This window comes from Tunturiibacter gelidiferens, from assembly GCF_051013345.1.
Taxonomy (GTDB): Bacteria; Acidobacteriota; Terriglobia; order Terriglobales; family Acidobacteriaceae; genus Edaphobacter; species Edaphobacter gelidiferens_A.
This window is the reverse complement of the sequence record NZ_CP132939.1, coordinates 3,729,383-3,756,381: the sequence shown is the minus strand read 5'-3', so window position 1 is coordinate 3,756,381 and position 26,999 is coordinate 3,729,383. Positions and strand designations below refer to the sequence as shown.

20 protein-coding genes and 2 pseudogenes are annotated in these 26,999 nt (G+C 57.3%); 8 read left to right on the top strand and 14 right to left on the bottom strand.

The annotated features are described in order from the left end of the window. Nucleotides 1–276 precede the first annotated feature (276 nt). From RBB80_RS18790 to RBB80_RS18780, 3 genes are read left to right on the top strand one after another with little or no spacing between them, the layout of a single operon-like run. Nucleotides 277–2,829 carry a glycoside hydrolase family 2 protein gene (locus tag RBB80_RS18790; RefSeq protein WP_433963990.1) on the top strand — a complete coding sequence of 851 codons (2,553 nt, stop codon included), beginning with the start codon at nt 277–279 and terminating at the stop codon, nt 2,827–2,829. A 40-nt stretch (nt 2,830–2,869) separates the two neighbouring features. After that, nucleotides 2,870–4,228, top strand: a complete 1,359-nt coding sequence (locus RBB80_RS18785) for an APC family permease (protein ID WP_433963989.1) — start codon at nt 2,870–2,872, stop codon at nt 4,226–4,228. Between the two features lie 47 nt (nt 4,229–4,275). Continuing rightward, nucleotides 4,276–5,229 (top strand): carbohydrate kinase family protein, encoded by a 954-nt coding sequence (locus RBB80_RS18780; protein WP_433963988.1) that lies wholly within the window; start codon nt 4,276–4,278, stop codon nt 5,227–5,229. Between the two features lie 96 nt (nt 5,230–5,325). Here the strand turns inward: RBB80_RS18780 and glgA are convergent, their stop codons facing one another. Both glgA and RBB80_RS18770 read right to left on the bottom strand, forming a co-directional pair. Further along, a complete protein-coding gene (gene glgA / locus RBB80_RS18775) occupies nt 5,326–6,573 on the bottom strand; it encodes a glycogen synthase (RefSeq protein ID WP_433963987.1) in 1,248 nt (415 codons plus the stop codon). A 173-nt stretch (nt 6,574–6,746) separates the two neighbouring features. Further along, on the bottom strand, nt 6,747–8,057 hold the full coding sequence (locus tag RBB80_RS18770) for a winged helix-turn-helix domain-containing protein (protein WP_433963986.1): 1,311 nt from the start codon (nt 8,055–8,057) through the stop codon (nt 6,747–6,749). A gap of 101 nt (nt 8,058–8,158) precedes the next feature. On the opposite strand from RBB80_RS18770, the gene RBB80_RS18765 reads away from it, so the two are divergent. After that, nucleotides 8,159–9,319: a hypothetical protein gene (locus tag RBB80_RS18765; RefSeq protein WP_433963985.1), complete on the top strand. Its 1,161-nt coding sequence runs from the start codon at nt 8,159–8,161 to the stop codon at nt 9,317–9,319. A gap of 144 nt (nt 9,320–9,463) precedes the next feature. On the opposite strand, the gene RBB80_RS18760 is transcribed toward RBB80_RS18765, so the two are convergent. From RBB80_RS18760 to RBB80_RS18750, 3 genes are all read right to left on the bottom strand, one after another. Then, nucleotides 9,464–10,465, bottom strand: coding sequence for a hypothetical protein (locus tag RBB80_RS18760; protein WP_433963984.1), 1,002 nt, complete (start codon nt 10,463–10,465; stop codon nt 9,464–9,466). Beyond that, entirely contained in the window at nt 10,462–11,187 is a 726-nt protein-coding gene (locus tag RBB80_RS18755; protein ID WP_433963983.1) for a carboxypeptidase-like regulatory domain-containing protein, read from the bottom strand. Before RBB80_RS18755 ends, RBB80_RS18760 begins: the two co-directional genes overlap by 4 nt. Nucleotides 11,188–11,331: 144 nt before the next feature. After that, entirely contained in the window at nt 11,332–12,957 is a 1,626-nt protein-coding gene (locus RBB80_RS18750) for a GWxTD domain-containing protein (RefSeq protein ID WP_433963982.1), read from the bottom strand. A gap of 412 nt (nt 12,958–13,369) precedes the next feature. Here RBB80_RS18750 and RBB80_RS18745 point away from each other — a divergent pair, with 412 nt between their 5' ends. Continuing rightward, nucleotides 13,370–14,770, top strand: coding sequence for an efflux RND transporter periplasmic adaptor subunit (locus tag RBB80_RS18745; RefSeq protein ID WP_433963981.1), 1,401 nt, complete (start codon nt 13,370–13,372; stop codon nt 14,768–14,770). A 128-nt stretch (nt 14,771–14,898) separates the two neighbouring features. Continuing rightward, a pseudogene (locus tag RBB80_RS18740) lies at nt 14,899–15,656 on the top strand (ABC transporter ATP-binding protein). Between the two features lie 204 nt (nt 15,657–15,860). Here RBB80_RS18740 and RBB80_RS18735 read toward each other — a convergent pair. Beyond that, entirely contained in the window at nt 15,861–16,292 is a 432-nt protein-coding gene (locus tag RBB80_RS18735) for a hypothetical protein (protein WP_433963980.1), read from the bottom strand. Between RBB80_RS18735 and RBB80_RS18730 the strand changes: the two genes are divergently transcribed. Further along, nucleotides 16,257–18,371, top strand: coding sequence for a hypothetical protein (locus RBB80_RS18730; RefSeq protein ID WP_433963979.1), 2,115 nt, complete (start codon nt 16,257–16,259; stop codon nt 18,369–18,371). The genes RBB80_RS18735 and RBB80_RS18730 overlap by 36 nt on opposite strands. A 292-nt stretch (nt 18,372–18,663) precedes the next feature. On the opposite strand, the gene RBB80_RS18725 is transcribed toward RBB80_RS18730, so the two are convergent. The 6 genes from RBB80_RS18725 to RBB80_RS18700 form a co-directional block, all read right to left on the bottom strand. Next, nucleotides 18,664–20,193, bottom strand: coding sequence for an amino acid permease (locus RBB80_RS18725; RefSeq protein WP_433963978.1), 1,530 nt, complete (start codon nt 20,191–20,193; stop codon nt 18,664–18,666). A 33-nt stretch (nt 20,194–20,226) separates the two neighbouring features. Continuing rightward, complete coding sequence (locus RBB80_RS18720; protein ID WP_433969747.1) at nt 20,227–21,738, bottom strand: APC family permease; 1,512 nt, start codon at nt 21,736–21,738, stop codon at nt 20,227–20,229. Nucleotides 21,739–21,788: 50 nt separating this feature from the next. Next, entirely contained in the window at nt 21,789–22,319 is a 531-nt protein-coding gene (locus RBB80_RS18715; protein WP_433963977.1) for a thiamine phosphate synthase, read from the bottom strand. A 152-nt stretch (nt 22,320–22,471) separates the two neighbouring features. Next, nucleotides 22,472–23,827, bottom strand: coding sequence for an acetyl-CoA carboxylase biotin carboxylase subunit (gene accC, locus RBB80_RS18710; protein WP_433963976.1), 1,356 nt, complete (start codon nt 23,825–23,827; stop codon nt 22,472–22,474). A 47-nt stretch (nt 23,828–23,874) separates the two neighbouring features. Continuing rightward, on the bottom strand, nt 23,875–24,375 hold the full coding sequence (gene accB / locus RBB80_RS18705) for an acetyl-CoA carboxylase biotin carboxyl carrier protein (protein WP_433969745.1): 501 nt from the start codon (nt 24,373–24,375) through the stop codon (nt 23,875–23,877). Nucleotides 24,376–24,414: 39 nt separating this feature from the next. Beyond that, nucleotides 24,415–25,500 carry a M24 family metallopeptidase gene (locus RBB80_RS18700; protein WP_433963975.1) on the bottom strand — a complete coding sequence of 362 codons (1,086 nt, stop codon included), beginning with the start codon at nt 25,498–25,500 and terminating at the stop codon, nt 24,415–24,417. A gap of 74 nt (nt 25,501–25,574) precedes the next feature. Here RBB80_RS18700 and RBB80_RS18695 point away from each other — a divergent pair, with 74 nt between their 5' ends. Then, nucleotides 25,575–26,450 (top strand): metallophosphoesterase, encoded by an 876-nt coding sequence (locus RBB80_RS18695; protein WP_433963974.1) that lies wholly within the window; start codon nt 25,575–25,577, stop codon nt 26,448–26,450. Nucleotides 26,451–26,488: 38 nt separating this feature from the next. Here RBB80_RS18695 and RBB80_RS18690 read toward each other — a convergent pair whose 3' ends face one another. Beyond that, complete coding sequence (locus tag RBB80_RS18690; RefSeq protein WP_433970077.1) at nt 26,489–26,692, bottom strand: hypothetical protein; 204 nt, start codon at nt 26,690–26,692, stop codon at nt 26,489–26,491. A gap of 136 nt (nt 26,693–26,828) precedes the next feature. Next, a pseudogene (locus RBB80_RS18685) lies at nt 26,829–26,915 on the bottom strand (helix-turn-helix domain-containing protein); the annotation flags it as partial. Nucleotides 26,916–26,999 lie beyond the last annotated feature (84 nt).

The window sequence follows — 26,999 nt, the reverse complement described above, 5'->3', positions numbered from 1 at the left end:
CGACTCCCTAATCGTCAATTTTCATTCGATCTCTTGCCTGAATCTCGTCTGAAGTGAGTCGCGGAAGCAGACGCAAGGAAAATTTCTGGAGGTAATAAGGAGCATGACTCTGCGAGCGCGCACGATTAATTGCCTTAAGGTGTTGAGCCGCCTATTGGTCATAGGCGTCTGGCTTGCTGCATCCCAGGGGCAGCACACGCCGCGGCAAGCAGTCCGCTCTCTGAGGTACTGCTTAAGTCTGGTTGGGCGGTTCAGTCGGATTGCAAGGTCCACGGCGTGGGCGCAGAACTCTCCATGCCGAATGCGCGAACCGAGGGTTGGTATCCCGCAAGTGTTCCTGCAACAGTGCTTGCGGTTCAGGTTACGGCAGGCGAATTTAAAGATCCCTTCGTAGGTACAAATTTGCGTTCGATCCCGGGAACGTCTTACCCACTGGGAGAAAACTTCTCGAACCTTGACATGCCAGCGGACAGCCCCTACCGCTGTGGCTGGTGGTATCGCAAGACCTTCCACGTTGCTGTTAGCGAACGAGGAAAGACGATCTGGCTACGCTTTGGCGGCATCAATTACCGCGCCGACATCTGGCTGAACGGCCGGAAGATCGCCGACTCAGTTCAGGTCCAGGGTGCCTATCGTACGTATGAATTCGACGCCACCAAAGCCATAAGGCCAGGTGAAGAAAATGTGCTAGCCGTGGAAACATTTGCCCCCACTCCGACCGACCTGGGCATCAACTGGGTCGACTGGAATCCGTGCCCGCCCGATAAAGACATGGGTCTCTGGGGGCCCGTTTCTTTGGCGACAAGTGGACCTGTAGCGGTCCGTTCGCCAATGGCGACGACCCACTTCACGGATGCCTCCTTGCAGACGGCGGAACTTACAGTCCGCGCCGAAGTCAGCAACGCGACAGACCATCCAGTCGAAGGCCGTCTCGAAGGAACGGCCGCCGGCATACCCATCTCGCAACTCGTGCGCCTGGCTGCGGGCGAAGAGAAGACAGTCTCGTTTGCGCCAAGCGACTTTCCACAACTCCGGATCGAACACCCGCGGGTATGGTGGCCGGCGGACCAGGGTGCGCATCCGCTCCAGACCCTGACTCTTCGCTTCCTTCTGGATGGCATGGTTTCCGATGAGCAGTCCAGCCGCTTCGGTATACGCGAGGTTAACTCTGAGCTGACCGCAAAGGGATACCGCTTGTTTCGCGTCAACCAGCGGCCCATTCTTATTCGTGGTGCAGGCTGGTCGCAGGATATGCTGCTTCGTCAACAGCCCGAGCGGCTTGCCGAAGAGTTTCGCATGGTGCATGACATGCACCTGAATACGATCCGTCTGGAAGGCAAGATGGAGACCGACGAGTTCTTTCGCCTGGCCGATGCGCAAGGAGTTCTGGTGATCGCGGGCTGGTGCTGCTGCGATCATTGGGAGCACTGGGATAAGTGGACGCCCGATACATTGAACGTCGCTACGGCTTCGCTGAAATCTCAAATCCTGCGCATCCGCAGCCATCCCAGCTTGATTGCGTGGTTGAACGGAAGCGACAATCCGCCGCCCGCGAACGTCGAGACGGCCTACCTGAAAGTTCTCGACCAGACGCATTGGCCAAATGCCATCGTGTCTTCGGCCAGCGCAACACCAACCAGCGTGAGCGGTCAGAGCGGCGTCAAGATGACTGGCCCGTATGATTTTGTTGCGCCTTCCTATTGGCTCGTCGATACCAAGTATGGCGGGGCCTATGGATTCAACACCGAGACCAGCCCAGGTCCAGCAATTCCCTCCCCGGATAGTCTGAAGAAGATGTTGCCGCCTGATCATCATTGGCCGCAGGACGCAGTGTGGGGATATCACGCGGGCGGCGAAGGCTTCCAGAATATTCACGTCTTCAACGACGCAATGTCCGCAACCTATGGCGAAGCAAAGACCGCGGCGCGCTATAACCAGGTCGCCCAGTCTATGGCCTTCGATGGCGAGCGTGCGATGTTCGAGGCCTATGGCCGCAACAAGTACAACTCAACCGGCGTTATTCAATGGATGCTCAACAACGCCTGGCCTTCGAGCATCTGGCACCTCTACGACTACTACCTCGATGCAGCAGGGGGATACTACGGGACAAAGAAAGCGTGCGAGTTGTTGCATGTGCAGTACTCCTATGATGATCACAGTATCTATGTCGTCAACAGCCTCTACAAGGCTGCGCCAGGTCTAACCGCAGTTGCTCATGTGTATGACATCAACTTGAAAGAGTTGTTCAGCAAATCCACCGCTCTGGATGTCGGCCCCGATAGCTCGATCAAAGCATTCGACATCCCGCAAGAGGTCTTTCAAACTCCATCCACCGTGTACTTTGTTCAGCTGGAGTTGAAGAATGCGAAGGATACGGTTGAGAGCAGAAACTTCTACTGGGTGCCGGCTAAGCTGACCGAGTTCGACTGGGCAAAGACTACTTACACACACACACCGACGAAGATATCTGAAGACATGACAGCGCTGCAGAGCCTGGCACCTTCACGCGTCACAGCGACCGCGCGAAGCTCGGGGACGATGGTTTATCTGCACGTATCGAATCCGTCGAAGGCACTGGCCTTTCAAGTTGCAGCTGAGCTCGATGATGCCAAAGGGGCGAAGCTGACACGCATTACCTGGAGCGATAACTACATCGAACTGATGCCGGGCGAAGAGCGTGACTTGACTGCACTGCTGCCTCCCGACATCCTCTCCCACGTCGATTTGAGCGGGAAGTCTGGATTGAAGGTGAAGATAGAAGGGTGGAATGTAGAACCGGTGAGCATCGGCCCTCAGCTTACTCCCGAGAAGCCCGAGCCGGCTTTGTAACCCCAGTGTGCGACGCTTCATCAATAAAGGGAACAAGAGCATGATCCCAACTGAGTTGCACCGCGACGAACAGACGGTCACGCTGAAGCGCAGTCTGCGCTATCGCGACCTCATCCTCTACGGCATCATTTTGATTCAACCGACAGCGCCGATGCCGGTCTTCGGCGTCATCTACCAGGAGTCGCGCGGGCACGTTGTGCTGGCTATTCTGTTTGCGCTAATCGCCATGCTGTTCACCGCGTACAGCTATGGCCGCATGGCGCGCGCCTATCCCAAGGGCGGCTCTGCGTTCACCTACGTGGGCGAAGAGCTGCATCCGGCTCTCGGCTACATGACCGGCTGGTGCATGGCCATGGATTACATTCTCAATCCATTGATCTGCACTATCTGGAGCAGTAAAGCCGCAATCAACTTCATTCCGGAAGTCCCTTACATTCTCTGGGTGCTCTTCTTCGCAGGACTCTTCACCATCCTCAACCTGCGAGGCGTCGAAACCTCGGCGCGCATCAACTCCGCTGTTGCAGCAGGATTAGGCGTTGTGATCATTCTTTTTGTGGTCGCCGCCGTGCGATACATCTTCCATCTGCATACGTCGTCATTCGCGTTCTATATGAACCCTATCTACGATAGAAGTACCTTCTCTACTCACGCCGTCTTCCGTGGCACCTCGATCGCTGTGCTTACCTACATTGGCTTCGACGGGATCTCGACCCTTAGCGACGAGGCCCACGATCCAGCCCGGACTATTCCGCGTGCAATCATTCTCACCTGCTTCATCACTGGTGTTCTCGCTTCCATCGAGGTCTATCTGGCACAGTTGGTGTGGCCACGCGGCGTAGCCTTCCCTGATCTTGACACGGCCTATGTAGCGATCGCGCAGCGCGCCGGAGGTCCCTTTCTATTCGCATTGATGAACGGTGCGCTTCTGATCGCAACCATCGGTTCCGGCATGGCGTCGCAATTAGGAGCGGCACGGCTCTTGTTCGCCATGGGGCAAGACGGAGCCTTGCCGCGCAGGTTCTTCGGCGCGCTCAATCCCATTCGTCGCATCCCACAGAACAACGTTCTGCTGATCGGCGCGATCGTCCTGGCGGGCGCGCTGGCCATGAGCTATCAACTCGGAACTGAACTGCTGAACTACGGCGCTCTACTGGCCTTCATGGGTGTGAACGCCGCATCTGCGGTACTAGCCTATCGCGCCTATCGTGACGATGGTACGAACCCATTCTTTCCCATTGTGCTTTCTCTCTCCGGCTTCGTAGTTTGCTTCTTTTTGTGGCTCAATCTCGGCGCAACGGCGCGATGGGCGGGCACCGTCTGGGCTACGCTGGGTATCGCTTTGTGGCTACTCCGCAGACAGCAGATGACCGGAAGCACGCAACTCCGCACGCGCTCATGAGGGATCGGATCTCAAAAACGGCAGGACAAAATCGCCTGGGAGGTAAGTTGGCACAGTTCGATATAACGTTGGCCGGCGAGATCACGATGGACTTGTTGATGTACGGTTTGCCGGAAGAGCTTCCCGTCGAGCGAGAATTTCTCGCCACCAGCATGGCTCTGACGCTCGGCGGTTCCTCTGCCATCACCGCACACAACCTCGCCATCCTCGGCAGTCACATCGGCTTCATCCCGCAGCTTGGTGCCGATCCGTTCACGGATCTTTGTCTGCAACCTCTTCTTCGTGCAGGCGTAGACCTGTCGCATGCCGTCGCTCCGAAACCAGAGATCGGCACCGGCTTGACCGTGCTGCTACAACATGAACGCAGTCGTCGCGCCCTTACCTACTCGGGCACAATTTCTGATCTCCGCTATGAAGATCTCGACCTTGCCTATCTTGCCTCTGGCAGACACTTTCACCTGTCGTCGTTCTTCCTCCAACGCGGACTACGCGACGACGTGCCAAAGCTTTTGGCCACAATGCGCCAAGCTGGCCTGACTACCTCGCTGGATACCAATGACGACCCGGAGAATTTATGGGAGGGTCCAATCACAGAGACCCTCGCCCATCTCGATATCCTGATGCCCAACGAACGAGAAGCCTGCCGGCTGGCGAATGAGTCCAATCTGGAAGATGCGATTAGCAAGCTGTCCGAGATGATTCCTATGCTGGTCATTAAACGCGGAGCCGCAGGTGCCTTGGTCATGCATCGAGGATTACGCTTCGAAGCCCCCGGGCATCCCACAGAGGTCGTTGATGTCATAGGCGCCGGCGACAGCTTCAACGCCGGATTTCTCCACGCGTTCGTCCACGGCGCCGGGGTGAGGGACTGCCTTGCATTGGGCAATGCATGCGGGGCCTACTCCACAACAGCAAGCGGAGGTGCCCAGGCGTTTTGCGTGCCACAACGTATGCAGGAATTTTTCGACGACCTCGGCGTCGCAGCGCAGATCGTTTCATGACACAAAAACGGACGATCGCAATGTCGAAGTGTCTCAGGTGACGTTATCGGTGAAGAAGGAGCGCTCGTGGGCCCTCTGGTCTCAGCGTACCTCATTTCAAGATGCTGCTATCAACTGTGACGATTCGCCCTCACTGCGTCCTCGGAGAAGCGTTCGGTAAAGATTGATCGTCTGCTCCGCGATCGCCGACCATGCAAAGGTCTCTTCCACACGTTTGCGGCCCGCCTCGCCGAACAGTTTCGCCTTCTCAGGATCAGCAAGAAGATCGGAGATCTTTTCCGCAAGATCACGCGAGAACTTCTCAGGATTCGAAGGAAACGTGGTCGCAGGGTCCTGCTCGAACGGCACAAGGTAGCCCGTCACACCGTCCACCACAACCTCCAGAATTCCGCCCGTAGCGCTCGCCACAACCGGGGCGTGGCATGCCATCGCCTCAAGATTGATAATGCCAAATGGCTCGTAGACAGATGGGCAACAAAAGACAGCTGCGTTGCTGTAAAGCTGAATCGCCTCCGGCTTTGTCACCATCTTCTCGATCCACACCACGCGCGAGTTTATCTTGCTGACCTCCTCAATCTTTTCGCGCATCTCGGCCGCAATCTCCGGTGTATCCGGCGCGCCGGCGCAAAGCACTACCTGTGTCCCCTTCGGAAGATGAGGAATCGCTTCGACAAGATGCGTGACGCCTTTTTGCCGCGTGATCCGACCAACGAACAGAACATAAGGCATAGCCGGATCAACTCCATACTTGATCAGCGCTGACGTATCCGCAGTTTTCTGATACTCCTTCAGATCTATACCGTTGTAGATAACGTGAATGAGTTCCGGCTTGATCTCAGGGTAGGCGCGGAGAATATCTTCTTTGGTGCCGTTTGAGACGGCGATCACCGCATCCGCATCCAGGATCGCGGTGCGTTCCATCCACGAACTCATCGCATACCCGCTACCAAGCTGCTCCGCCTTCCACGCACGCAGCGGCTCCAGACTGTGCGTTGTCAGTACAAACGGAACGTCAAAGAGTTTCTTTGCAAGAAAGCCCGCCATCGCCACGTACCAGGTATGCGTGTGCACGATATCGATGGTTGCAAGCGACTTCATTTGGACAAGATTGAGACTCAGCGTTTCGAGCGCCGTCTTGTACTTCTCGTTAGTTCCTCTGGCGATCTCCGACCACGGTTCCGCGCCGCGGACATGAAGGTTCCCTTCATCAAGGAACTGTTTGCCCCAGCAGTGAACTTCGACATCAATCGACTTGGCCAACTCCCGGCTGAGATATTCAACATGAACTCCGGCGCCCCCGTAGACATTGGGTGGATACTCTCGTGTCATTAGACCAACTCGCAAGCGAAGCCTCCTCGTTCGATCTCAGCCAAAACGTCGAATCGAACAGAGACACATCATACGCAAATGCATCCAAAAATTCTGCAGGATGCCTTCAACGCGGCGACCCGCCCGAGTGATTTTGCATTATCGCGCCGTCACAGTCGCCTACCTACATTCCCGTCCTTGATTGAGGGTCAAGATGCCCAACTCTTGGGAGACGGGTCGAGGTTTGATCGTGCTTCCTCAACCAGAGTTTCCGCTGTGCTCAATAGGGAGCCGAACTCCGGATGTCTCCTCAAAACGCTCAGCCAAGGGTCTGAAGTTAGAGTGGCGGGTGCGCAGACGAAGCCGGACTGCGCCGCCCGCCTCAAGGCTCTTACGGCGAAATCTGTCATCCTGAGCCGGGCGTAGTGACGTGCGAAATAAACGGCGATTTCGGGTTCGCGAGCCGTATCCGCCGCCTCCATAAGATGGACTGCCTCATCCGTTCTGCCTTCAAGAACGGCCAGCAGCGAACTCATGAGAGCGTTCATCAACTTGGATAACGGCATACTACCCAGCCGTTCACGCAGCAGGGTAATCGCCCGCTTTCGATTACCCAAGGCCGCCCAGGCCGCCGCGTCGAGATAGTATGCAGCGCGTCCGCTATAGTGCTCTATGGCAGACGCATATTCTCCAGCAAGGAACAACGTGTGAGCAATGCTTGTGACGAGAGCCGGATCTAACTCAACTCCTCGTCTGTGCGCTTCAACCGAATCTAGAAGCAATCCTCGAAAGCGAAACACCTGAACAAGGCTAGTGAACGATTCCGTCTCCCCAGGATGGCGCTCCAACCGTTCAAGGAGTCGACCCATAGCCTTATCCGCATGTCCAGTGTCTACCTGCACCAGGGTGTAGAACTGATGAGCGCACGCCAACTCCGGATCGAGGGTGAACGCTCGCTGAAATGCGGCATGTGCCAGCTCCGAATTCGCCGAAGAGTTGCCGCTGAATTTATCAAGGAACCAGCAGCACCGACCCAACCAAGCCCAGGCAGGGGCAAAGCTTGGATCTGCGGCCAGGCAGGTCCAGTACAGATCGCGCGCGAGATGCATTGACTCCAACGAGCGTTGAGCAGTCAACTCTTTCGCGCGCATAAATTTCTCATAGGTCGGTTGCGCAATGCCTGGCTCACCCGTCACTGCCAGTTCAAATCGATAGCCATGCTTCGAAACCGTGCGAATCGCGTCCCGCCCAACAATTTTTCTCAGGCTCACGATCGTGTTGGTAAGGTTCGTTTCACTCACATGGATAGATGGCCACAGAGTGTTGATCAACTCTTGTTTGCTTATAAGGCGTTCCGCCCTCCGGACCAGACAGAGGAGAGCATCGAAGGCTTTGGGCTGGAGTTCGACTGGAACCCGAGCTCTCTTCAGGAGCCGCTCCTTCGGGTGTAGCTCGAAATCGCCGAACCGGTAGAAATCGTCAACCGAACTTTGATTGTTCTTTGAAAATCCGTGTGTCATAAGTGGAATGTTCAACGTGGAAACAAGCCTACACTGCTCGCATGAGCGAGAACGGAACACCAATCATTCATTCTCTTCCCCGCCAGACCAGGATATTCGGGATGGCGAAACATCGGCGGCCCATAAACCAGCGGAGCATCAAGCTTCGCATTGTTGTCCTCTGTCTTCTGATGTGTGGATTTGGCTGGCGTCCGGATCTGGCGTCTCCCCTAACAGCCCAGGGAGTGTCAGACGCCGCGCCACAGCCCGCTTCGGTACGAGACGGACAACACGACTTCGACTTCAACATTGGCGTATGGCACACCCATATCAGGCGAGTCCTTGACCCATTCTCAGGCTCGTCCAAGTCGATCGAACTTAATGGAACGGTCACAGTAAGGAAGGTTTGGGATGGTCGTGCTCAATTGGAGGAGATCGAGGCCGACGGCCCGAATGGGCATTGGGAAGGGCTCACTCTGTTTCTTTATAACCCTCAGTCCCATCAATGGAGCCAGTCGTTCATCGATAGCAAGATGGGCGTCCTGACTGCGCCGTTGATCGGTTCGTTCAAAGACGGACGTGGCGAACTCTTTTCTCTAGACACCTTTCACGACAAATCAATCCTGGATCGAGGGGTGTGGTCTAACATCAAGCCTGGTTCCCATCGCTTCGAAGAGTCGTACTCGAACGATGGTGGTGCGACCTGGGTGCCTGCTTTCATTGCCGACCTGACACAGGAAACACAATCGGCGGCCCCGGACGTTCTCGACCCCGCTGCGAACAAAAATGAAAAAATCTCAACCGCCGCAGAGGACGGCCAACACGACTTCGACTTCGATTTCGGCACCTGGAAGACGCATTCTTCCCGTCTTCTCCATCCCCTGACGGGATCGACGACGTGGGTCGACATGGACGGTGCTACGGTCGTCAAGAAAGTCTGGGATGGCCGCGCCAATCTGGCGGAGTACAAGGCGGATGGTTCAGCCGGTCACATCGAACTCTTGTCCCTTCGTTGGTTCAACCCAACTACAAACGAGTGGAACTTGGACTTCGCAACCCCTACCGTTGGCACGCTGGGTATTCCCGGCGTTAGCGAATTCAAAAATGGGCGTGGCAACTTTTATGACTACGAGTTGATCAACGGCAGATCCGTAGTTGTACGATTTTCCATCTGGAAGATCACCCCTGACACAGCACAATCCGAACAAGCGTTTTCAGGCGACGGCGGAAAGACATGGGAGGTCAACTGGATCAATAAATACGAACGGGAAACTGAAAAATGAAGAAGCACTCGCCCGTCATCCGTCGTCTCACCAGCGCACTTCTCGACCGCAGGCCAAAACAGCACCGGAGTCACCCAACAGACTCAAATGGCTGGCAACCCACTGGATGTGGCTCGCCGCATCCAGATGGGGACACGAAGCGGGCTAGAACGTGAACGCAAGGCCAGCCTGAATCGTCCGAGGTGATTGTGCAAGGAACAGAGTTTGCCCATCCGCCGACAAGAATGGTCGATACCCTTGTGCTAGAAGATTTGTGACGTCAACGGTAGCCTCAAGCCCAGGCGGTAACAGACTTCCCAACCGTAATGTCTGCCGCAGATAGCAGCTGAGGTATGCCTGATCGCTGAACGGAGCATAGGGATCAACCGCAGTCACCAATCGTGTCGGCTGCCAGCGATATGCCGCTCGAACCGCTGTTCCACTGCGGAGCACCCGGCCCCTCAAAGCGACCGTCGCAGTCCGAGCGTTCACCGGCGCCAGATCAGATCCAGTTCCGGGCAGACCGACCGCAGCCCCATCTTTTGCGCCAAGCGCCGCACCGGTGCCGTACGCCACCGCAACCCAAAGATTCGTGGTCAGCGGTTCGGTCATCATTACATTCAGGCCCCTGACGTTGTAGCCAGCACTCAAAAATCTGAAGTTCCCCGTCGTCGAATCGGCGATGATCCCACTGGCGCCATTCTGTCCAGTCTGCGCAATATCAGCCGCTGTCAACGCACCGCCACCAGAAACCGCCACCCTATTCAGGGAATCACTGTAATACGCAACCTGGACCATTCCGCGGCCAGTCTTCCGACCAACCGTAAACTCCTGATGCAGTCCACTCTCGGTCTGGATCTTTCCCTGGTAGATCGCAGCAACAGGTAGCTCGCGCTTCACCGTATCGAGCCCAGCAAACGACTGCAGATCCTGCGACGTAGCCATTCGGTAGCCGAAGTTCCAGTTCTCGATCGGGTGCGCCGTAACCTTCAAGAACGGTCGCGATCCGGAGGCATAACCAGAGGTCCGGACAACGTATACTGTACCTCCAGCCTCCACGTCGATCAGGTCCCCAAACTGCATCTTCTGCCCGCTGGCCAGCTGCATCACTTCCAGCCCAGACGAGCCGCCCGGCCCCAGCACCTCCGGATGCACCTGATAACTCAACACCGTCCGTGCCGCGCCCCCATCCCAAGCTGCATTCCATATCCGGTCGCAACTTCAGTGGATTGCCCAACAGACGGCGCCCCCGGTTGGGTCCCGATATCCGCATGCAGTGTCAAACCAGCGCCGTCATCGAGTACTCGGTCGAACGCAAAAACATTGTGAATTCCGCTACTCCCGAAGCCGCCATCGCCGGCTGTAACCTCGGCGCGCACCCTTTCAGCACGCTTAGGCGTCTCTCGAGCGCTGGATGAGACCATGATCACGTCCCCATCTTCAGTCAGCCGAAGGATCGGACGATTAGCCACCGATCGCAAAGTCCACTTCCAATCGTCACCCGGTTCGTCCGCCTTACGACGCTCTGCCGGAAGCCACGCAGTCGATTCGAAGAGAGTACTTAGAGTTAGATTGACGACCGCCTGAGCTCCGGACTGAAGCTGCAAGTTGCCCCGCATTGCCGGAACAAACAGCGCCGCACTCGCGCGTACCTCATATTGGCCGGGAAGCAGATGCGCAATGAAATAGCGTCCATGCAGATCTGTAAACGCAGTCCCGGCCATAGCAGAATCCGCCGCTATGACTTGAACCAGAGCACCCAGCTGCGCCACACCCTGCGCGTCGCGAACCACCCCCGAGACGGCCGCACTTTGGCCCACAGCGACGCCGACGGCTGCAGACAGCAGCATCAGCGACAGAAGCGCGATCTTCACCTGGGGTCGTTGCACAGTAAAACCGTCCTGCGCGTCGAATGGCTGTCCAAATCATCCCGCACCCAGAAAAGTTAGGGGCGGCGTTACAGAGTGCGATGTAACCGGTTATTACGAATTGGCGTCTGTATAACCATGTTCCCGTTCTAAAGCCGCACCTGTCTAATCTACGTTGAACGGCGCAGATTCTGCGATCTGCTGCTTCGTTATTCCATCGTTTACTTTGATGTTGACCTTATACTTACCGGGCTGAAGACTCGCCAGCGGCAAACTCTTTTCAATCGTAACCTGATCCGCGTTGGGGTTGGTCTTTGACGTCAACTCCTGCGTCTCAAGAATGGACTTATTCGTCGCCACATCCAAAATCTGATACTCGATCGTCGCACCATTCTGCTTACTCTTCTCATCGATCCCCAGGTTATAGACCTGCATCCAGAAGTTCAGATTCTGCGCTCGATGAAACGTAACCGGCACCCCAATTCCAGTAGGAACGCGGGGAGTAATGTGTGTGTCGCCAATAATGAAGTTCCCAGCGCCAATATCCTTCGACGGCACTCTCTCCATGGAAGAAGCCAGAATCAGGGAAGACGAAGCAAGCCGGTCATCGTCGTAGGCTGGCACGTTCAAACTGCGTTGCCACCTGCCGATATGGTCTGGATTGTTAACGTCCTTGATCACAATATCGATCTTGTACAACCCAGGACGCAGCGGCAGCGACTTCCAATAGACCGACTGATCGGCTCGTTTGCGCGCAAGCAATTCGCTCGGCACCTGAACACTGACCGTATCTTCGAAGGTCTGTATTGCCTTGTGATTCAGATTCGAGACGCGTCCCAGGATGTTCACCGTGCCCATCGCGACGCCGTCTTTATTTGTGAACGTAATGTCGCCGTTTTTGATCTGCAACGTTACAGGAACCAGAATCGTATCGTTGGTAACTTTCACGTAGTCAGTCCGTACATCAAATAGAAATGGCGGCCCAGTCAAAATCTTCGAAGTCGTCATAAACGACTCCAGGTCCTTGAACTTGATCTCCGGAGGAGCCATTAGCTTTGCGAATCGATCCAATCGGTCGAACTGCTTGCTCTGGTTTTGAGAGGATAATGGTCCTGCACCAAGCTGCTCCAAACCACCACCTGAAAATCGGTCTGCCTGTTTCGACTGTCCGGTCTGCTCATAAAGTGTCGCGCCAGCACCTGGGGTGTGCTTCAGAGCATCTTTCTCGGAGCGATCAATCGTCATGTGATAGTCGCCGCACATGCAGGTATCGACAAATTCGATATCGATATTGTCCCCGATACCCGCCAGATAACGGTAGTGCCAAATCTCGAAAGGAAATGTAGAGGTATTTCCGCCGCCTTCTTCCATAGGGCGCTCGTAGCTTCCGCCGCTCGGATGCGAGTCGATATTATCGGGCTTCCCATAAGCAATGTAAATATGACCGCGATCAGTTCTCCAGCCAGGCTTGCCGGCGGCAAAGTGGTCGTTCGAATAAGCGATGCGCGCGTAGTGTTCCTCGCGAAACTCGTTCTCCGGCGAGTCAGGATTCGGATTGCGTCGTAACCAGAAGTTCTCAATAAACTGGTCGCGCTCCTCGTCGTTGCTCAAACTCTTGAAGGCCTGCAACTCCTGGTCGGTGATGATCCAGCGAACGTCCTCATCCACCCACTTCTTGTAAACACCCTTCAACTCGGCCTTCAGCGCCTTCTGCTGGTCACGCTTCTCTTTATCGCTCAGAGGACGCTTCAAAGGATCCGGCTTTTCTACCGTTACCGGTCCTTTCGTCACGCCGTCAGTCTGTGCGGGATCGCTAGGTGTTTCCTGGGCAGACAAAACATGCCCCCCATCAGAATCAACAAAAATAGGGCCGTGCTGGATACCAAGCGCCGTGAGGTCGTCATAAAAAAGGGGTGCACTCCTGTTACCAACCAACTTACCAACCAACATTGTAGAGCGGTTACATCTTCGTTACAAGAGGAGACTCCAGACCGCCCCTGATATCATCCTCGTGTTCCCGTGCAAGCCCATAAGTCTCGTCTACAGGATAGTTGCAGGCTTTTGCACAATTTCTCGTAAAGTGATCTCACTCAGGTTTTGGAAGGTTTACGGAACGCTATTTCTTGTGCTTCCGTACTATCTTTAGCAAGCACCGACTCCCAACCGCCTCTGCGCTGCCGCGGAGGTGCGATAGAAAGCGGCAATGAGCACAAAGAAAATCCTCTTGATCGTAGTTGCGGTCCTGGTTCTTGCAGGCATCGTCGTCGGCACCGTCCTTCATGGGCAGGCCAGCGTCACCAAGGTCTCCACCGGCAAGGCCGTGCATCAGGATCTGGTCTCCATCGTCAACGGCACCGGCCAGATCAAGCCGAAGACTTACGTCAACGTCGGCGCCACCGCCTTCGGGCGCATCACCCACCTCTATGTCAAAGAAGGCGATCACGTGAAGGCGGGTGCGACCCTCGCCACGGTCGAAAGTGTTCAGCCCCAGGCCACCGTCGCAGCCCAGCAAGCGACCATCGCCTCCTCCCGTACCGACATCACCAGCTACATCGCCGCGGAAAAGACCGCCGAAGCAAACATCGCCCAGGGAAAAGCCGATCTCGAGCAGAAGAAACTCGACTTCGGCCGCGCCGAGTCCTTGTACAACGAAAAACTGATCGCAAAACAGGACTTCGACGCTAAGAAAGCCGCATACGACATGGCTTCCGCCACCCTCGCCCAAAGACAGGCAGCCCTTGCGCAAGCTACCGCGCAGACTGAATCGCAACGCGGCCACATGAATCAGGCAGTCGCCAGTCAGCGTGCGAACTTCGACGCCCTCGACAAAACCATCAGCCGCGCTCCCTTCGACGGCCTCGTTACCAACGTTCCCGTGCGAGAGGGCGAAACCGTCGTCGTTGGGATTCAGAACGCTGGCGGATCCACCATCATGACCCTCGCCGACATGTCCGTCATCACAGCCGAGGTCAAGGTCGACGAAACAGACATCGTCAACGTCTCCCTGAATCAGCCCGCCGATGTCTCGGTCGACGCGCTGCCCGGTCGCGTCTTCAAAGGCCACGTCACCGAGGTCGGCGATCAGGCGCTGCTCCGAACCACCGGCCTCTCGACCACACAGAGCACAACAGGTACCGAGGAAGCCAAGGACTTCAAGGTCGTCGTCACCCTCGACCAGGCATCCGACGATCTTCGTCCAGGCCTCTCCGCTACAGCAAAGATCACCACCGCCCACAAGCCGAACGCGCTCATCATCCCCATTCAGGCACTTGTGCAGCGTGATCCTGCCACCGAAAAAGCGCTCGCAGCCAACGCAGGCAAATCCAGCGTAGTCTCCGCTTCCACCTCCAGCGCTCCTGATCGCAAACCTCAGCCGGTCCAGGGAGTCTACGTGCTCCAGACAGACCACAAAAAACGTCGTGCGGTCTTCGTTCCAATCACCATCGGGGTCACAGGAGCCACGGATATCGAGGTCCTCAGCGGTTTGAAAGACGGTGATGAAATCGTCACGGGACGCTATCGAATCCTGCGAACCCTAAAGAGTGGAACTTCCGTCAAAGTAGACAACAGCGTTGAAGCGCCTGGCGACTCCGAGAAATCATAAGAAAAAACCTGAAATACTGGAGAAAAGCCTTAAAATCGTTGTTCTCGGAGTGACTCAGTCAATACCGCGGAACCATCCCACCACACCAAACGTACTATCCTGAAAAACGTAGGAGCACGGAGAACCGGATGGCCATCGAAACTGCAGTCGAATCCAACCTAAGCACCAGCAACGCCTCCGGACCCACCCCGGAGACGTCATCGTCACCGACAATCTCTGGAAGACCTACGAGATGGGCGACCAGCAGGTGCACGCCCTCCGCGGCGTCAACCTCCGCATCCGCCACAATGAGTACGTTGCCATCATGGGCCCCTCCGGCTCCGGCAAGTCAACCCTGATGAATCTCATCGGTTGTCTCGACTCACCGTCCCAGGGCCGATACTGGCTCAACGGCCATGACGTCTCCGAGCTCAACGACGACGAACTCGCCCGAATTCGCAACAAAGAGATCGGTTTCGTCTTCCAGACCTTCAACCTGCTCGCCCGCGCCACCTCGCTCCACAACGTCGAGCTGCCTCTCATCTACAACGGCACACCAGCCGCTGCACGCACCGAGCGAGCAAAGAGTGTCCTCGAGTCGGTCGGCCTTGGCACTCGCATGATGCACAAGCCCAACGAACTCTCCGGCGGTCAGCGTCAGCGCGTCGCCATCGCCCGTGCTTTGGTCAACAAACCCTCCATCATCCTCGCCGACGAACCCACCGGCAACCTCGACTCCAAAACCGGTGACGAGATCATGGCCCTCTTCGACGACCTCCACGCCAAAGGCAACACCATCATCCTTGTCACCCACGAGCCCGACATCGCCGAATACGCCCATCGCATCGTCACCATCCGCGACGGCGTCATCGCCGGCGACCATCTCTCGACGCGCATCCGTAACTAACTGCAGCATCAGTTGCGACAAATATTCAAACCCGCACGCTGACATCCGCACCCAGCTCATTCCCCGTCTAAAATGGAATGATGGCAAAAGCGTTTCGTCGTTCGCGCTTCCTTGGAGCTCTCGCTGCCACTCTTCTGGCCGGTCCTCTGCTTCACGCGGACCCAGCGCGCTTCGACCTGGCTGGGCCAAAGGTAGACGTTCACGTCACCCGTTCCGGCAAAGTTCTGCCCATCGCCCAGGTTCCCAACCTGCAGCCTGGCGACAAGGTCTGGCTCCGCGCAGACCTGCCTCCAACGCAATCGGTTCACTACCTCCTGGTCGCCGCCTTTCTGCGCGGAACCACAAATCCTCCGCCAGACAACTGGTTTTTGAAATCCAGACCTGGAATAAAAAGTCCGCGAAGAGGGCGTCACCATTACCGTCCCCGCCGAGGCCCAGCAGGTAATCCTCTTCCTTGCGCCCGAAACCGGTGGCGACTTCAGCACCCTGCGCTCCGCCGTCCGCGGTCGCCCTGGCATCTTCGTCCGCGCGTCTCAAGACCTCATCGAGGCCGGCTTCGAGCAGGCCCGCATTGAAACCTATCTCGCCGCGATCCGCCGTGTGCCGCCCGAAGACTCCAAAGGTCTCGCCGAACACTCTGATCTTCTCTCCCGCACCCTCAATCTCAAGCCCAACGGAGACTGCTTCAAACGCCCCGTCGACATGCAGGCCGCCTGTCTCACTCAAGCCGGAAACCAAAGTCTCCTCGATGATGGCCATGGCCAGACCATCGCCGACGCGCTGAACGAGGGAACCAGTGCCGACCTCATCAACCAGGCGAGCTACACCAGGCTTGCAGGCGGCGGGAACTACAGCCCCTACGTCGGGGCCATCGTGGACCTCATCCGCATCACCAGCACCCTTCACACCGCCAAATATCAGTACATTCCCGCAATTGCCTTTCCTGATGGCGATGCTCTCAACCTTCGCCTCAACACCCCACCCTCCTTCAACAACCCCAAATCCGTCATCGTCATCGGCCTTCCTGCAATTCAGGCTTCGGTCCCCCCACCCCTCCGCGCCTCCAGTCCTGACAGCGTCTCCTGCCTGCTCAAACCCGCTGTCATTCTTCCTGTAGACGGCGCGCCTCTTGTCTACGCGACCACGCTGGCACACGATCTCGTCCTTCATATCGATGGGCCCAACGGCGGCACCGATATTCCGGTCAAGCCGGACGCATTTGAAGGCGGCCTCGTCCTCTCCCACGCCCCCGCGCGGAAGCCCCTGTCCCTCGAATCGAACCCAGACGCAAACTCCGACCCTGGACAAAACGTTAATTCCAACTCAACTCCTGAATCCCAACCGGCGGTAGCTGCCTCTGTACCCGCAGCGCATCAAAACACGAACACCGTCACCGGCACCATCACCGGCTTTTGGGGCTTCGACGCCTTCAAAGGCCCCACCCTTCAGCTTCAGGACACCCCGGGAAAAGATTGGAAGCTCCCCGACGATGACGTCTTGATCACAGGCCGCGAAAACCATCTCATGCTCAGTTCCACCGGCACCGCATGTGTCGACACCATCTCCCTCGACACCAGCGCCGGTAAATTGGTCGAAACCAAGTGGAAGCCAGCGGGCAAACCTGCCGCGGTCGACGTAACCATCCCACTCAAATCCATCGACCCCGGTGCCCTTCACCTCGCCATCAAGCAGTTTGGCGACTCGAAGGCGAGCACAGTCGCCGCAAAGACTTACTCAGAACCCGCCCGTCTAGCCTCGCTCGAGTTCCACGCCGGGGACACCACGGCAGACCTTACCGGTTCCAGTCTCGATCAGGTCAAGCAGCTAACCATCAACGACCTCACGTTTACCCCCGCTCCGCCAAGCACGCCTTCCAATCAGGACACCGCGACCCCAACTCCAGCACCTCCTAACTCCGACACTCAACTCCGTCTTACCCTGCCCCCTAACAGCCAGGCACCCAAGCTTCGCGTCGGCGAACACCTTACCGCCAGCTTGTCCCTCAAAGACGGTCGCACCCTCACCCTTCCCGTCACGGTCTCGCCACCACGGCCCTCCGTTACTCTCATCAGCAAGAACATCGGCCAATCGAGCACGACGCCCATCCACCTGGCCGACCAGGACGATCTGCCGGCCGACGAGCAACTCACCTTCTCCCTCAAGTCAGTTGTGCCCTTTCCCCGCTCCGGCAAGATCGAGATAGCGAACGCCGACGAAAGTCTGCACACCACCCTGAGTGTCTCCTCCGGCAACCTGGTACTGCAAAATCCGCACACCATCCTCGCCACCCTGGATCCCCTCAAGGACTTTGGCTCCTCCGCTTTTGGCCCACTCCGCCTTCGCCCCGTCTCCCTGGACGGAACCACAGGCGACTGGCTCCCGCTCGTCACTCTCGTCCGCCTCCCAACCTTCAAAGACCTTCACTGTCCCGCGGACACCACCCAACCCTGCACCGTCACCGGTTCCAGCCTCTATCTCGTAGACGCCATCGCCACCGACCCCGAGTTTACCTCTCCCACCACTGTCCCGGAAGGCTTTGTCGGTACCGCTCTCACGCTCCCCCGCCCTGCAAAGACCGGCTTCTTTCTCCGCCTGCGCGACGACCCCACGGCCGCGAACACCGTAACCCTTCCGATCCTGCCTCAATCGGCGCCCACCACCGCACCCAACTCCCCAACTGCCTCGGCCAGCCCTAGAGGCCCCATGAGAAATTAGCAGACAAGTTTGCCAGGGAAAATCTGTGTCAAGCCCCCAAATCAGGCAACCTCAGTCCCCACAACAACATGCGGCTGACGTATCAGTTTCACCCAAACCGCTATACTAACTACAGTGCATAAGAAAGCCCCGGCCACAACCGGGGCTTTTCCATTTAACACTCTAACTCTTTTATTTAGACATATTTGGCCGTAACCCATTTTTTTAGAATAATTTACAGAGAGCTAAAATCGCAAATACATGATTACAAATAACTTAAGATGGGTAATGGGGGAGGGGGCCCCCCAATTCCCTACTTGACCTCATCCCGCAGCGCCTTCTGCACCTTGCTATGTTTCACGCTGTACGTAAAGTAGATCACCAGCCCAAATGCGAGCCAACCCAGCACCACCACTTTGGTCAGCGTCGGCAGAGTCCACACCAGGTAAAGCGCACTGACAATGCCCAGGAACGGCACCAGCGGAACCAGCGGTGTCTTGAACGGTCGATGCAGAGTCGGATTACGCCTGCGCAGAATCCAGACTCCAGCGCAGACAATTGCAAACGCCAGCAGCGTTCCCATGTTCACCAGCTCGCTCAGCCGGCTGATCGGCAGCAGCGCGGGCATAAACGCGACGATCGCGCCCACCACGATGTTCGAGATCCACGGCGTACGGAACTTGGGATGGATCACCCCGGCCCACTTCCACAACAGGCCGTCCCGCGACATCGAATAGAACACCCGCGACTGACCCAGCAGCATCACCAGCATCACCGTAGACAGACCAAACACAGCACCAATCTTCACCAGAATGCTGCCCCACCGGACGCCGGTCACATCGATGCCGACGGCCACCGGATCGCCAACATTCAACGCCCTGTAGTTCACCAACCCGGTCAGCACACCCGACACTACGATGTAGAGCAGAGTACAGAACACCAGCGACCCCAGGATGCCGATCGGCATATCACGCTTCGGATTCTTCGCCTCCTGCGCCGCCGTCGACACCGCATCGAAGCCGATATACGCAAAGAAGATCGAAGCAGCACCAGCCGTAATACCCCCGATCCCAAAGGCCCCCGGCCCCTCGCTTGGCGGTATGAAAGGAGTCCAGTTCGCATGAGCCTGCGCAGGATGCTTCAGGATGTACCCAATCCCCAACACCAGAAAGACTCCGACAACACCCAGCTTCACGATCACAATCGCGGTGTTCAGATTCGCCGACTCCTGAATCCCGACGATCAGGATCGTCGTAATCACCGTGATCACCAGAAACGCTACCAGGTTGAACACGCCGGTGACATGCGGCAGCGCCGAAGCGTCGATTCCTGCAGGAAGTGCCATCAGAGTCTGCCAGCGATCGTGGTACAGGTACAGAACATTTCCCGGAGTAGTCGTCAGTTGCGGAGGAATATGAATATGGAAGTCCTGCAGCAGCCCCACAAAGTATCCGCTCCAGCCCGAAGCCACCGTCGCCGCGCCGAACGCGTACTCAAGCACCAGGTCCCAGCCAATGATCCAGGCCACAAACTCGCCCAGCGTAGCGTATCCATACGTATACGCCGAACCTGCGATGGGAATCAGCGAAGCAAACTCTGCATAGCAGAGACCTGCAAACGCGCAAGTGATACCGGCCACAATGAAGCTAAGCATCACCGCCGGCCCGGCATGTTTCGCAGCTGCCTGCCCGGTCAGAACAAAGATGCCCGCGCCAATGATCGCTCCGATTCCAAGCGTGATCAGGTTCAGTGGGCCCAAGGTACGTTTCAGTCCGCTTTCGCCCTCATCCTGCGCCTCATGCATCAGACGCGAGAGAGGTTTGGTTGCCAGCAACTTCGCCATTGATTCGAGTTCTCTACTTTCCTGAAACTTTCGCTACCCTTCGTTTGCCGTCATCTCAACCGGCTGAGACCGTGGCATCCGAGTCCATACCAGATAAACAGGTATCCCCAGCAGAACGAGCACAAGTCCTGGCCAGGTATATTGAGGTTTGTAACGCAATAGTACTGCACAAATCCAAAGCGCCATCACGATATAGAGCGCCGGCAGCACCGGATACCCAAACGCCTTGTACGGCCGCACCGCATCCGGCCGTGTCCGCCGCAGTACAAACAGACCCGCAATCGTCATCACATAGAACACCAGCACAGCAAAGATCACATAATCCAGAAGCTGCCCATAGCTGCCAGAGAGGCACAACAGGCAGGTCCACGCCCACTGCACCCACAGCGAGTTCACAGGCGTCTTCGACCTCTCGCTCAGCCTGCCAACCGATTTGAAAAACAGCCCATCCCGGCTCATCGCGTAGTACACCCGCGCGCCCGCCAAAAGCATCCCGTTCACACACCCGAAGGTCGAGATCAGAATCGCAGCCGCCATCAGCTTCGCGCCGTAGCCAGCAAACGCCTCCTCCATCACCGCGGTAGCAACTCTGTCTTCCGATGCAAACTGAATCCCCCGGCCCACAATCGTCGTCGCCGCCGCATCGCCCGCCAACGGCAGCACACTCAGATAAACGAAGTTGCACAGCACATACAGCAGCAGCACAACACCCGTGCCAATCGCCAGCGATAACGGCAGATTCCGCTTTGGATTCCTGATCTCTCCCGCCGTGAAGGTAACGTTGTTCCAGGCGTCCGAGCTAAACAGAGACCCCACCTGCACCACCGCCACCATCGTCAGCAGTCCAACATAAGCCGTCGGGCCACCCACACCGACCTGCACCGCATGCAACGTGTGCCATCCGGCCCCTGCCCAAAAATTATGCCACCCCGCACCAAAGTTCGCGGTCACCGCAACCGAATTCTTCGCGAGCACACCGACCAGCACCACCGCCGCCAACGCCAGCACCTTTGCAGACGTGAAGACATTCTGCACCGCTGCGCCCATCTTTACACCAAACGTATTCAGCAGCGTCAGCAGCGTGATTACCACAATTGCCGACAGGTTCGCCGTATTTAACCCAATGTCCATGTTGCCCAGCACCATCGGTCCCAAATGCCACGGTGGAACATGTCCGATATGCCAGATCCAGTTCTGCGCACTCACACTTGGAAAGAAGACTCCGAGAAACTTCCCGAACGCGACGCCCACGGCGGCAATCGTCCCCGTCTGAATCACGAGGAAAAGAGTCCACCCGTAAAGAAAGCCCCACAGCGGCCCAAGCGCCTCACGCAGATAAACGTACTGTCCACCGGCCTTCGGCATCATCGCCGCCAGTTCCCCGTAGCTTAGAGCGCCGATAATGGTCATCGCCGCGGTCACCAGCCAGGCCAAAATCAGCAACGCCGGCGATCCCAGCCCGCGCGACATATCTGCCGACACAATGAAGATTCCCGACCCGATCATCGAGCCCATCACAATAGCGGTCGCCGAAAACAATCCCATCCCCTGCACAAACTGAGGAGCCGACGACGACGTTCCCTCGCCTTCAGCCGTCAGCACAGGAGTGTCAAGTTCATTTTTTCACAAGATTCACGTTCGTCTGTTCTACCGCAAAACATCGAGAAAGTCTCTCGCCACTTTCTCAACCGACTCCCCTCAGCAATCAAAGCACTGATCACCGCAACCGAATCTGCCCCGGCATCGATCACACTTCGCGCATTTGCTCGCGTAACTCCACCAATCGCAACAATCGGCTTCTTCGTCAGCGTCCGCGCCAGACTCACACCCGCCAACCCAATCACCGGCTCCGCATTCAGCTTCGTCCCTGTAGCAAACACCGGCCCCACGGCAACATAATCCGCAGAACTCAGCTCCGCCTCTCGAACTTGCTCCTCCGTGTGCGTCGAAATTCCGACCCAACGCTGCGCCCCCACAACCCGGCGTGCATCCTGAGGCGACAGATCCTCCTGCCCTACATGAACTCCGTCCCATCCAGCAAGCAACGCAAGATCTGCCCGATCATTCAAAATCAATCGACACTCATGTCCAGCCATCGCGTCCCGAATCAACGCGGCAACCCGCAAAACCTCCTGCGCCCCCCCGTCTTGTTGCGATACTGAAGCAGTCCAACCCCAGCTGCCCCTAGCTCCTTCGCAAATCGCGCAGCCGTCAATCCGCGACCCACTAGGAAACCGTCGTCGACAATCGGATACAAGCGTGGCAGCCAGGTCCCCACCTAGCTGTCCTTCTGCCGCTCGAAGAACCGCTCCATAAACTTCGTATCGAACTGTCCTGACCTAAACTCTTTATCCGCAAAGATCTTTTCGTGCAGAGGAATCGTCGTATGAATTCCCCGAACCACAAACTGGCTCAGCGCCCTCTGCATCTTGTTCATCGCATCTTCGCGATCCGATCCATGGCAGATCAGCTTCGCAATCAAGGAGTCGTAGTAAGGAGGTACAAACCCTTCAGCATATTGAGCAGTATCCACCCGTACCCCGTTACCGCCAGGCAGGTTGAAAGCAGTAATCTTCCCGGCGCTGGGCGTAAACTTCTCCGGGTGCTCCGCATTGATCCGGCACTCAATCGCATGCCCGCGAATCTCCACCGGCCGCGTAATAATCGAAGACAACTTCTCGCCCGCCGCAATCCGCAGCTGCGCCTTCACCAAATCAATCCCCGTAACCATTTCGGTTACACAATGTTCCACCTGGATCCGCGTGTTCATTTCGATGAAGTAGATCTTGCCATCCTCATCCATCAAAAATTCGATCGTTCCGGCGTTCCAATAACCAATATTCTCCAGCGCCCGCTTGATCGTCTTACCCAGTTCCTCCCGCAACTTCGGAGTGATCATCAAACTAGGAGCCTCTTCAATCAGCTTCTGATGCCGACGCTGAATCGAACACTCACGCTCGCCCAGGCTCATTACATTCCCATGTTCATCCGCCAACACCTGGAACTCGATATGCCGGGGCCGTTCAATGAACTTCTCCATGTACATATCGCCGTTGCCGAATGCATTCGCTGCTTCAGTCGACGCTTGTTGATACATCCCCGGCAGCTCTTCTTTGTTGCGGCAGATGCGCATCCCGCGTCCACCACCACCCGCGACCGCCTTCAGAATCACCGGGTACCCCACATCCTTCGCCCACTCCAGCGCCTCATTTTCGTCGGCAATCACGCCATCCGAACCCGGCAGAATCGGCACCTTCGCTTTCTTCATGGTCTGCCGCGCCGTGGACTTCTCGCCCATCATCCGCGTCACCTCTGGCGGAGGCCCTATGAACTTGATATTCGAAGCCCGGCACACCTCAGCAAAGTTTGCATTTTCGCTTAGCAAGCCATATCCAGGATGAATCGCATCAACATCCGCAATCTCAGCCGCCGAGATCACCGCCGGCACATTCAGATAGCTATCAGCCGAACGCGGTGGTCCAATGCAGATCGCCTCATCCGCAAACCGCACATGCAGCGAATTCCGATCAGCCTCGCTATACACCGCAACCGTGCGGATACCCATCTCCTTGCAAGCGCTGATCACGCGCAGTGCAATCTCCCCACGATTGGCAATCAATACCTTACGAAACATAAACGCAGATGCCTTCCATCGAACTTTGCTGACGAATCGCCAATCTCCTACCGCGCCTTGATAGCAAACAGTGCCTGTCCGTACTCCACCGGCTGTCCGCTCGCCGCGATTCGCTTCACCACTTCGCCGGCCACATCGGCCTCAATCTCATTCATCAGCTTCATGGCCTCAACGATGCAGAGCACCTGCCCCACCTCCACCTGATCGCCAACCTTTACAAATGCAGGCGCCCCCGGCGACGGCGACTCATAGAACGTCCCCACAATTGGCGACTTCACCTCATGTAGCTTTTCCTCAACCTCAGCAGCCGGAGCAGCAGCGGCAGCTGCCACAGGGGCGGCCGCCGCGGGCGCAGCCGCAGCAGGCGCCAACGCCATCAATCGGCTCAACTGCGCCATGTCCAACCCACCGGCAGGAGCAGCAGCAGGCTCACCCGCAAACTTGATCCGCACCTTCAAGTCGTCCTGCTCCATATCGAACTCGGCGATCTCATTCGCCTTCAAAAACTCGACCAGTTCGCGCAGCTCATTCAGCTTATTTCCGTCCATCATGTCTCTTCCCGTGCCTCTTCCGGCACCATGTCTTTTTTAGAGCTCTATCCAGGCCTTCACACTGGGCGTCAAAACTTCTCCGCCATTAGCCGTCACCAAAACCATATCTTCGATGCGCAAACCGAACCGTCCCGGCATATACACACCAGGTTCGATTGTAATCACCATTCCCTGCTCTAACACCTGCGTCTGCTTCGCCGCAAGCCTCGGTCCTTCATGAATCTCTAACCCAACACCGTGCCCGGTAGAGTGGCTGAAGTACTTATCCAGCTTCACCCTCCGCAGAACACTCCTGGCCGCTTCGTCCACCTCTCCGGCAGTCACTCCCGGAGACACAGCGGCGACGGCAGCCTCCTGCGCTTCCAGCACAGAATCATACACGTCCCGCTCATCCGGCAACGCCTTGCCCATGTGTACAGTACGGGTCATATCGCTGCAATATCCGTCGAGAATAACACCGAAGTCCAACGTCACGAACCCCTGCTTCGGCAGCTTCGCCCCCGTCGCGTGACCATGCGGCAGCGCCGATCGCTGTCCACTCGCGACGATCGTATCGAACGACATCCTCTCCGCACCCGCGAGCCTCGCCGCATACTCCAGCGTCGCCGCCACCTCCACTTCGCTCAGGCCCGCTTCCAGATAGGTCAGCATGCCCTCAAACAAATCACAACCTACCAGCGCCGCGGCCCGTATCCGCTCTATCTCGTCAGCGTCTTTCACCTCACGCATCCCGGCCACCACTGGCCCAATCGCCACAAACATCCCCCGCCGCACCTTCGCCGAGAGCGCTTTTCGCATCGTCTCCAGAGCCGCCACCGTCGTATGCGTCGCGTCAAATCCGCAGCGCCTCACTTCTGTAGCCTCCAGCCACTCACAAGCCGCCACTACCGCCGGCTTCTTCGCGATCACGACCTTCGTCCCCGCCGCCTCCACCCGCGCCTGCACCGTGTACCGCCCATCGGTAAACAGCGTCGCGCGTCCGCCCACCAACGCCAGCACCGCGCTCGAACCAGTAAACCCGCACAAATAACGAACATCCGGCAGATGAGTGATCAAGATCCCATCAACGCCAGCTGCCTTCGCCGCAGCCCCGGCTCTTTTCTTTCTCAGACTAAAATTCATTACCTCTGATTCTACCCAACTCCAGATCGACCACCCGCCTTTGGTCATCCCCGCTCCACCCGGTATCATGGAGTATGCCCGGCTCTCAATCCGCTCAGCCGTCGCGCTTTACTCGACGCAATTTCCTCATAGGCTCAGGGACCACCGCCGCAGCTCTGGCTCTCTACTCCGGAGAGATCGCTCGCCACGAAGTCGACGTCGTTCAACGCCCCATCGCCATCGCGAATCTCCCCTCCGCCTTCCATGGCTACCGCATCGTTCAACTCAGCGACATCCACCTCGACGAGTACACCGAACCCTTCTTTCTCGAGCGCGTCATCCGCAAGGTGAACACACTCACCCCAGACCTCGTCCTTCTCACCGGCGACTTCATCACCCACGGCTCCATCACCTTCATAGCCGGCAAACACGCAGCCCACCGCTGCGCCGAGATCATCGCTACCCTCACCGCCCCTCTGCGCTACGCGATCCTCGGCAATCACGACGTAGCCGTCGACGCCCCAATGGTCATCCAGGCTCTCTCCACCCGTGGCACGCCAGTTCTGGTCAACCAATACCTTCCCCTGGAACGCAACGGCGCTCGTCTCTGGCTCTGCGGCGTCGACGACCCCGGCACCAGCACTCCCGACCTCGATCTCGCCATCCCCACAAAACCCGACGGTCCCGTCATTCTCATGGCCCATGAGCCCGACTACGCAGACACCGTCGTCGCCCATCCCCGCGGCCCGCTCGTCGATCTCATGCTCTCCGGCCACGCCCACGGCGGCCAGGTCCGTCTGCCCTTCCTCGGCCCGCTCATCCTGCCTCCACTAGGCGAAAAATATCCGGAAGGCCACTACCGCTTCAATCAGATGCAGCTTTACGTTAACCGCGGTATCGGCACCGTGGGTCTGCCCATCCGGCTAAACTGTCCTCCGGAGATCACGGTCATCACACTCCAGCCGGCCTGAGCCACAGGCGCCGTCCCGCACAGACGATTCGAAGTTTTTCAAGTCCCGAAGGCAGTAAAAAAGATCATCACGACTCCCAGTCCCACCAGTGCCAGCGCCCCCACGAGCCTCCCCACCACGCCATACCAACGCTTGCCCGCTGCCGACCAGCAAAGCTGGATCGCAAACCAGAACGCGGCCACCGCAACAGCGCCGAAGAGGATAACGTATCCATCGATGTGCAACGCCAGCAGTTTGATCAATCCGTCTACCGCGCCCTCGCAACTGGCTTCTTTGCTTTGGCATCACGGCAATCGGCGCCGGTGGCTTCACGCCGGACTTCTCATCCATCCAGGCGTCCAGCAGCGTCTTCTTGAATCGCCACCGATTCCCCAGCTTGAACGCGGGAATAAACCCTTCCGACGCATACCGGTACAACGTGTCCCCGCTGATCCCCAGGTACTCCGACGCCTGCCGGATGTCCATCACCTCACGCACCGTTGCCTGTACCGACACAGCCATCACAAGTCTCCGTTGACCAAAGCAGTGCAAAGTGGATGCCGGATGCAG

Bases quoted from the DNA above. Each gene is read 5' to 3' on its own strand.
- RBB80_RS18765 (WP_433963985.1), top strand. From the start codon at position 8,159: ATGGCGAAACATCGGCGGCCCATAAACCAGCGGAGCATCAAGCTTCGC.
- RBB80_RS18785 (WP_433963989.1), top strand. From the start codon at position 2,870: ATGATCCCAACTGAGTTGCACCGCGACGAACAGACGGTCACGCTGAAG.
- RBB80_RS18700 (WP_433963975.1), bottom strand. From the start codon at position 25,500: ATGAATTTTAGTCTGAGAAAGAAAAGAGCCGGGGCTGCGGCGAAGGCA.
- RBB80_RS18725 (WP_433963978.1), bottom strand. From the start codon at position 20,193: ATGGCGAAGTTGCTGGCAACCAAACCTCTCTCGCGTCTGATGCATGAG.
- accB (WP_433969745.1), bottom strand. From the start codon at position 24,375: ATGGACGGAAATAAGCTGAATGAGCTGCGCGAACTGGTCGAGTTTTTG.
- RBB80_RS18695 (WP_433963974.1), top strand. From the start codon at position 25,575: ATGCCCGGCTCTCAATCCGCTCAGCCGTCGCGCTTTACTCGACGCAAT.
- RBB80_RS18745 (WP_433963981.1), top strand. From the start codon at position 13,370: ATGAGCACAAAGAAAATCCTCTTGATCGTAGTTGCGGTCCTGGTTCTT.
- RBB80_RS18720 (WP_433969747.1), bottom strand. From the start codon at position 21,738: ATGGGATTGTTTTCGGCGACCGCTATTGTGATGGGCTCGATGATCGGG.
- RBB80_RS18770 (WP_433963986.1), bottom strand. From the start codon at position 8,057: ATGACACACGGATTTTCAAAGAACAATCAAAGTTCGGTTGACGATTTC.
- accC (WP_433963976.1), bottom strand. From the start codon at position 23,827: ATGTTTCGTAAGGTATTGATTGCCAATCGTGGGGAGATTGCACTGCGC.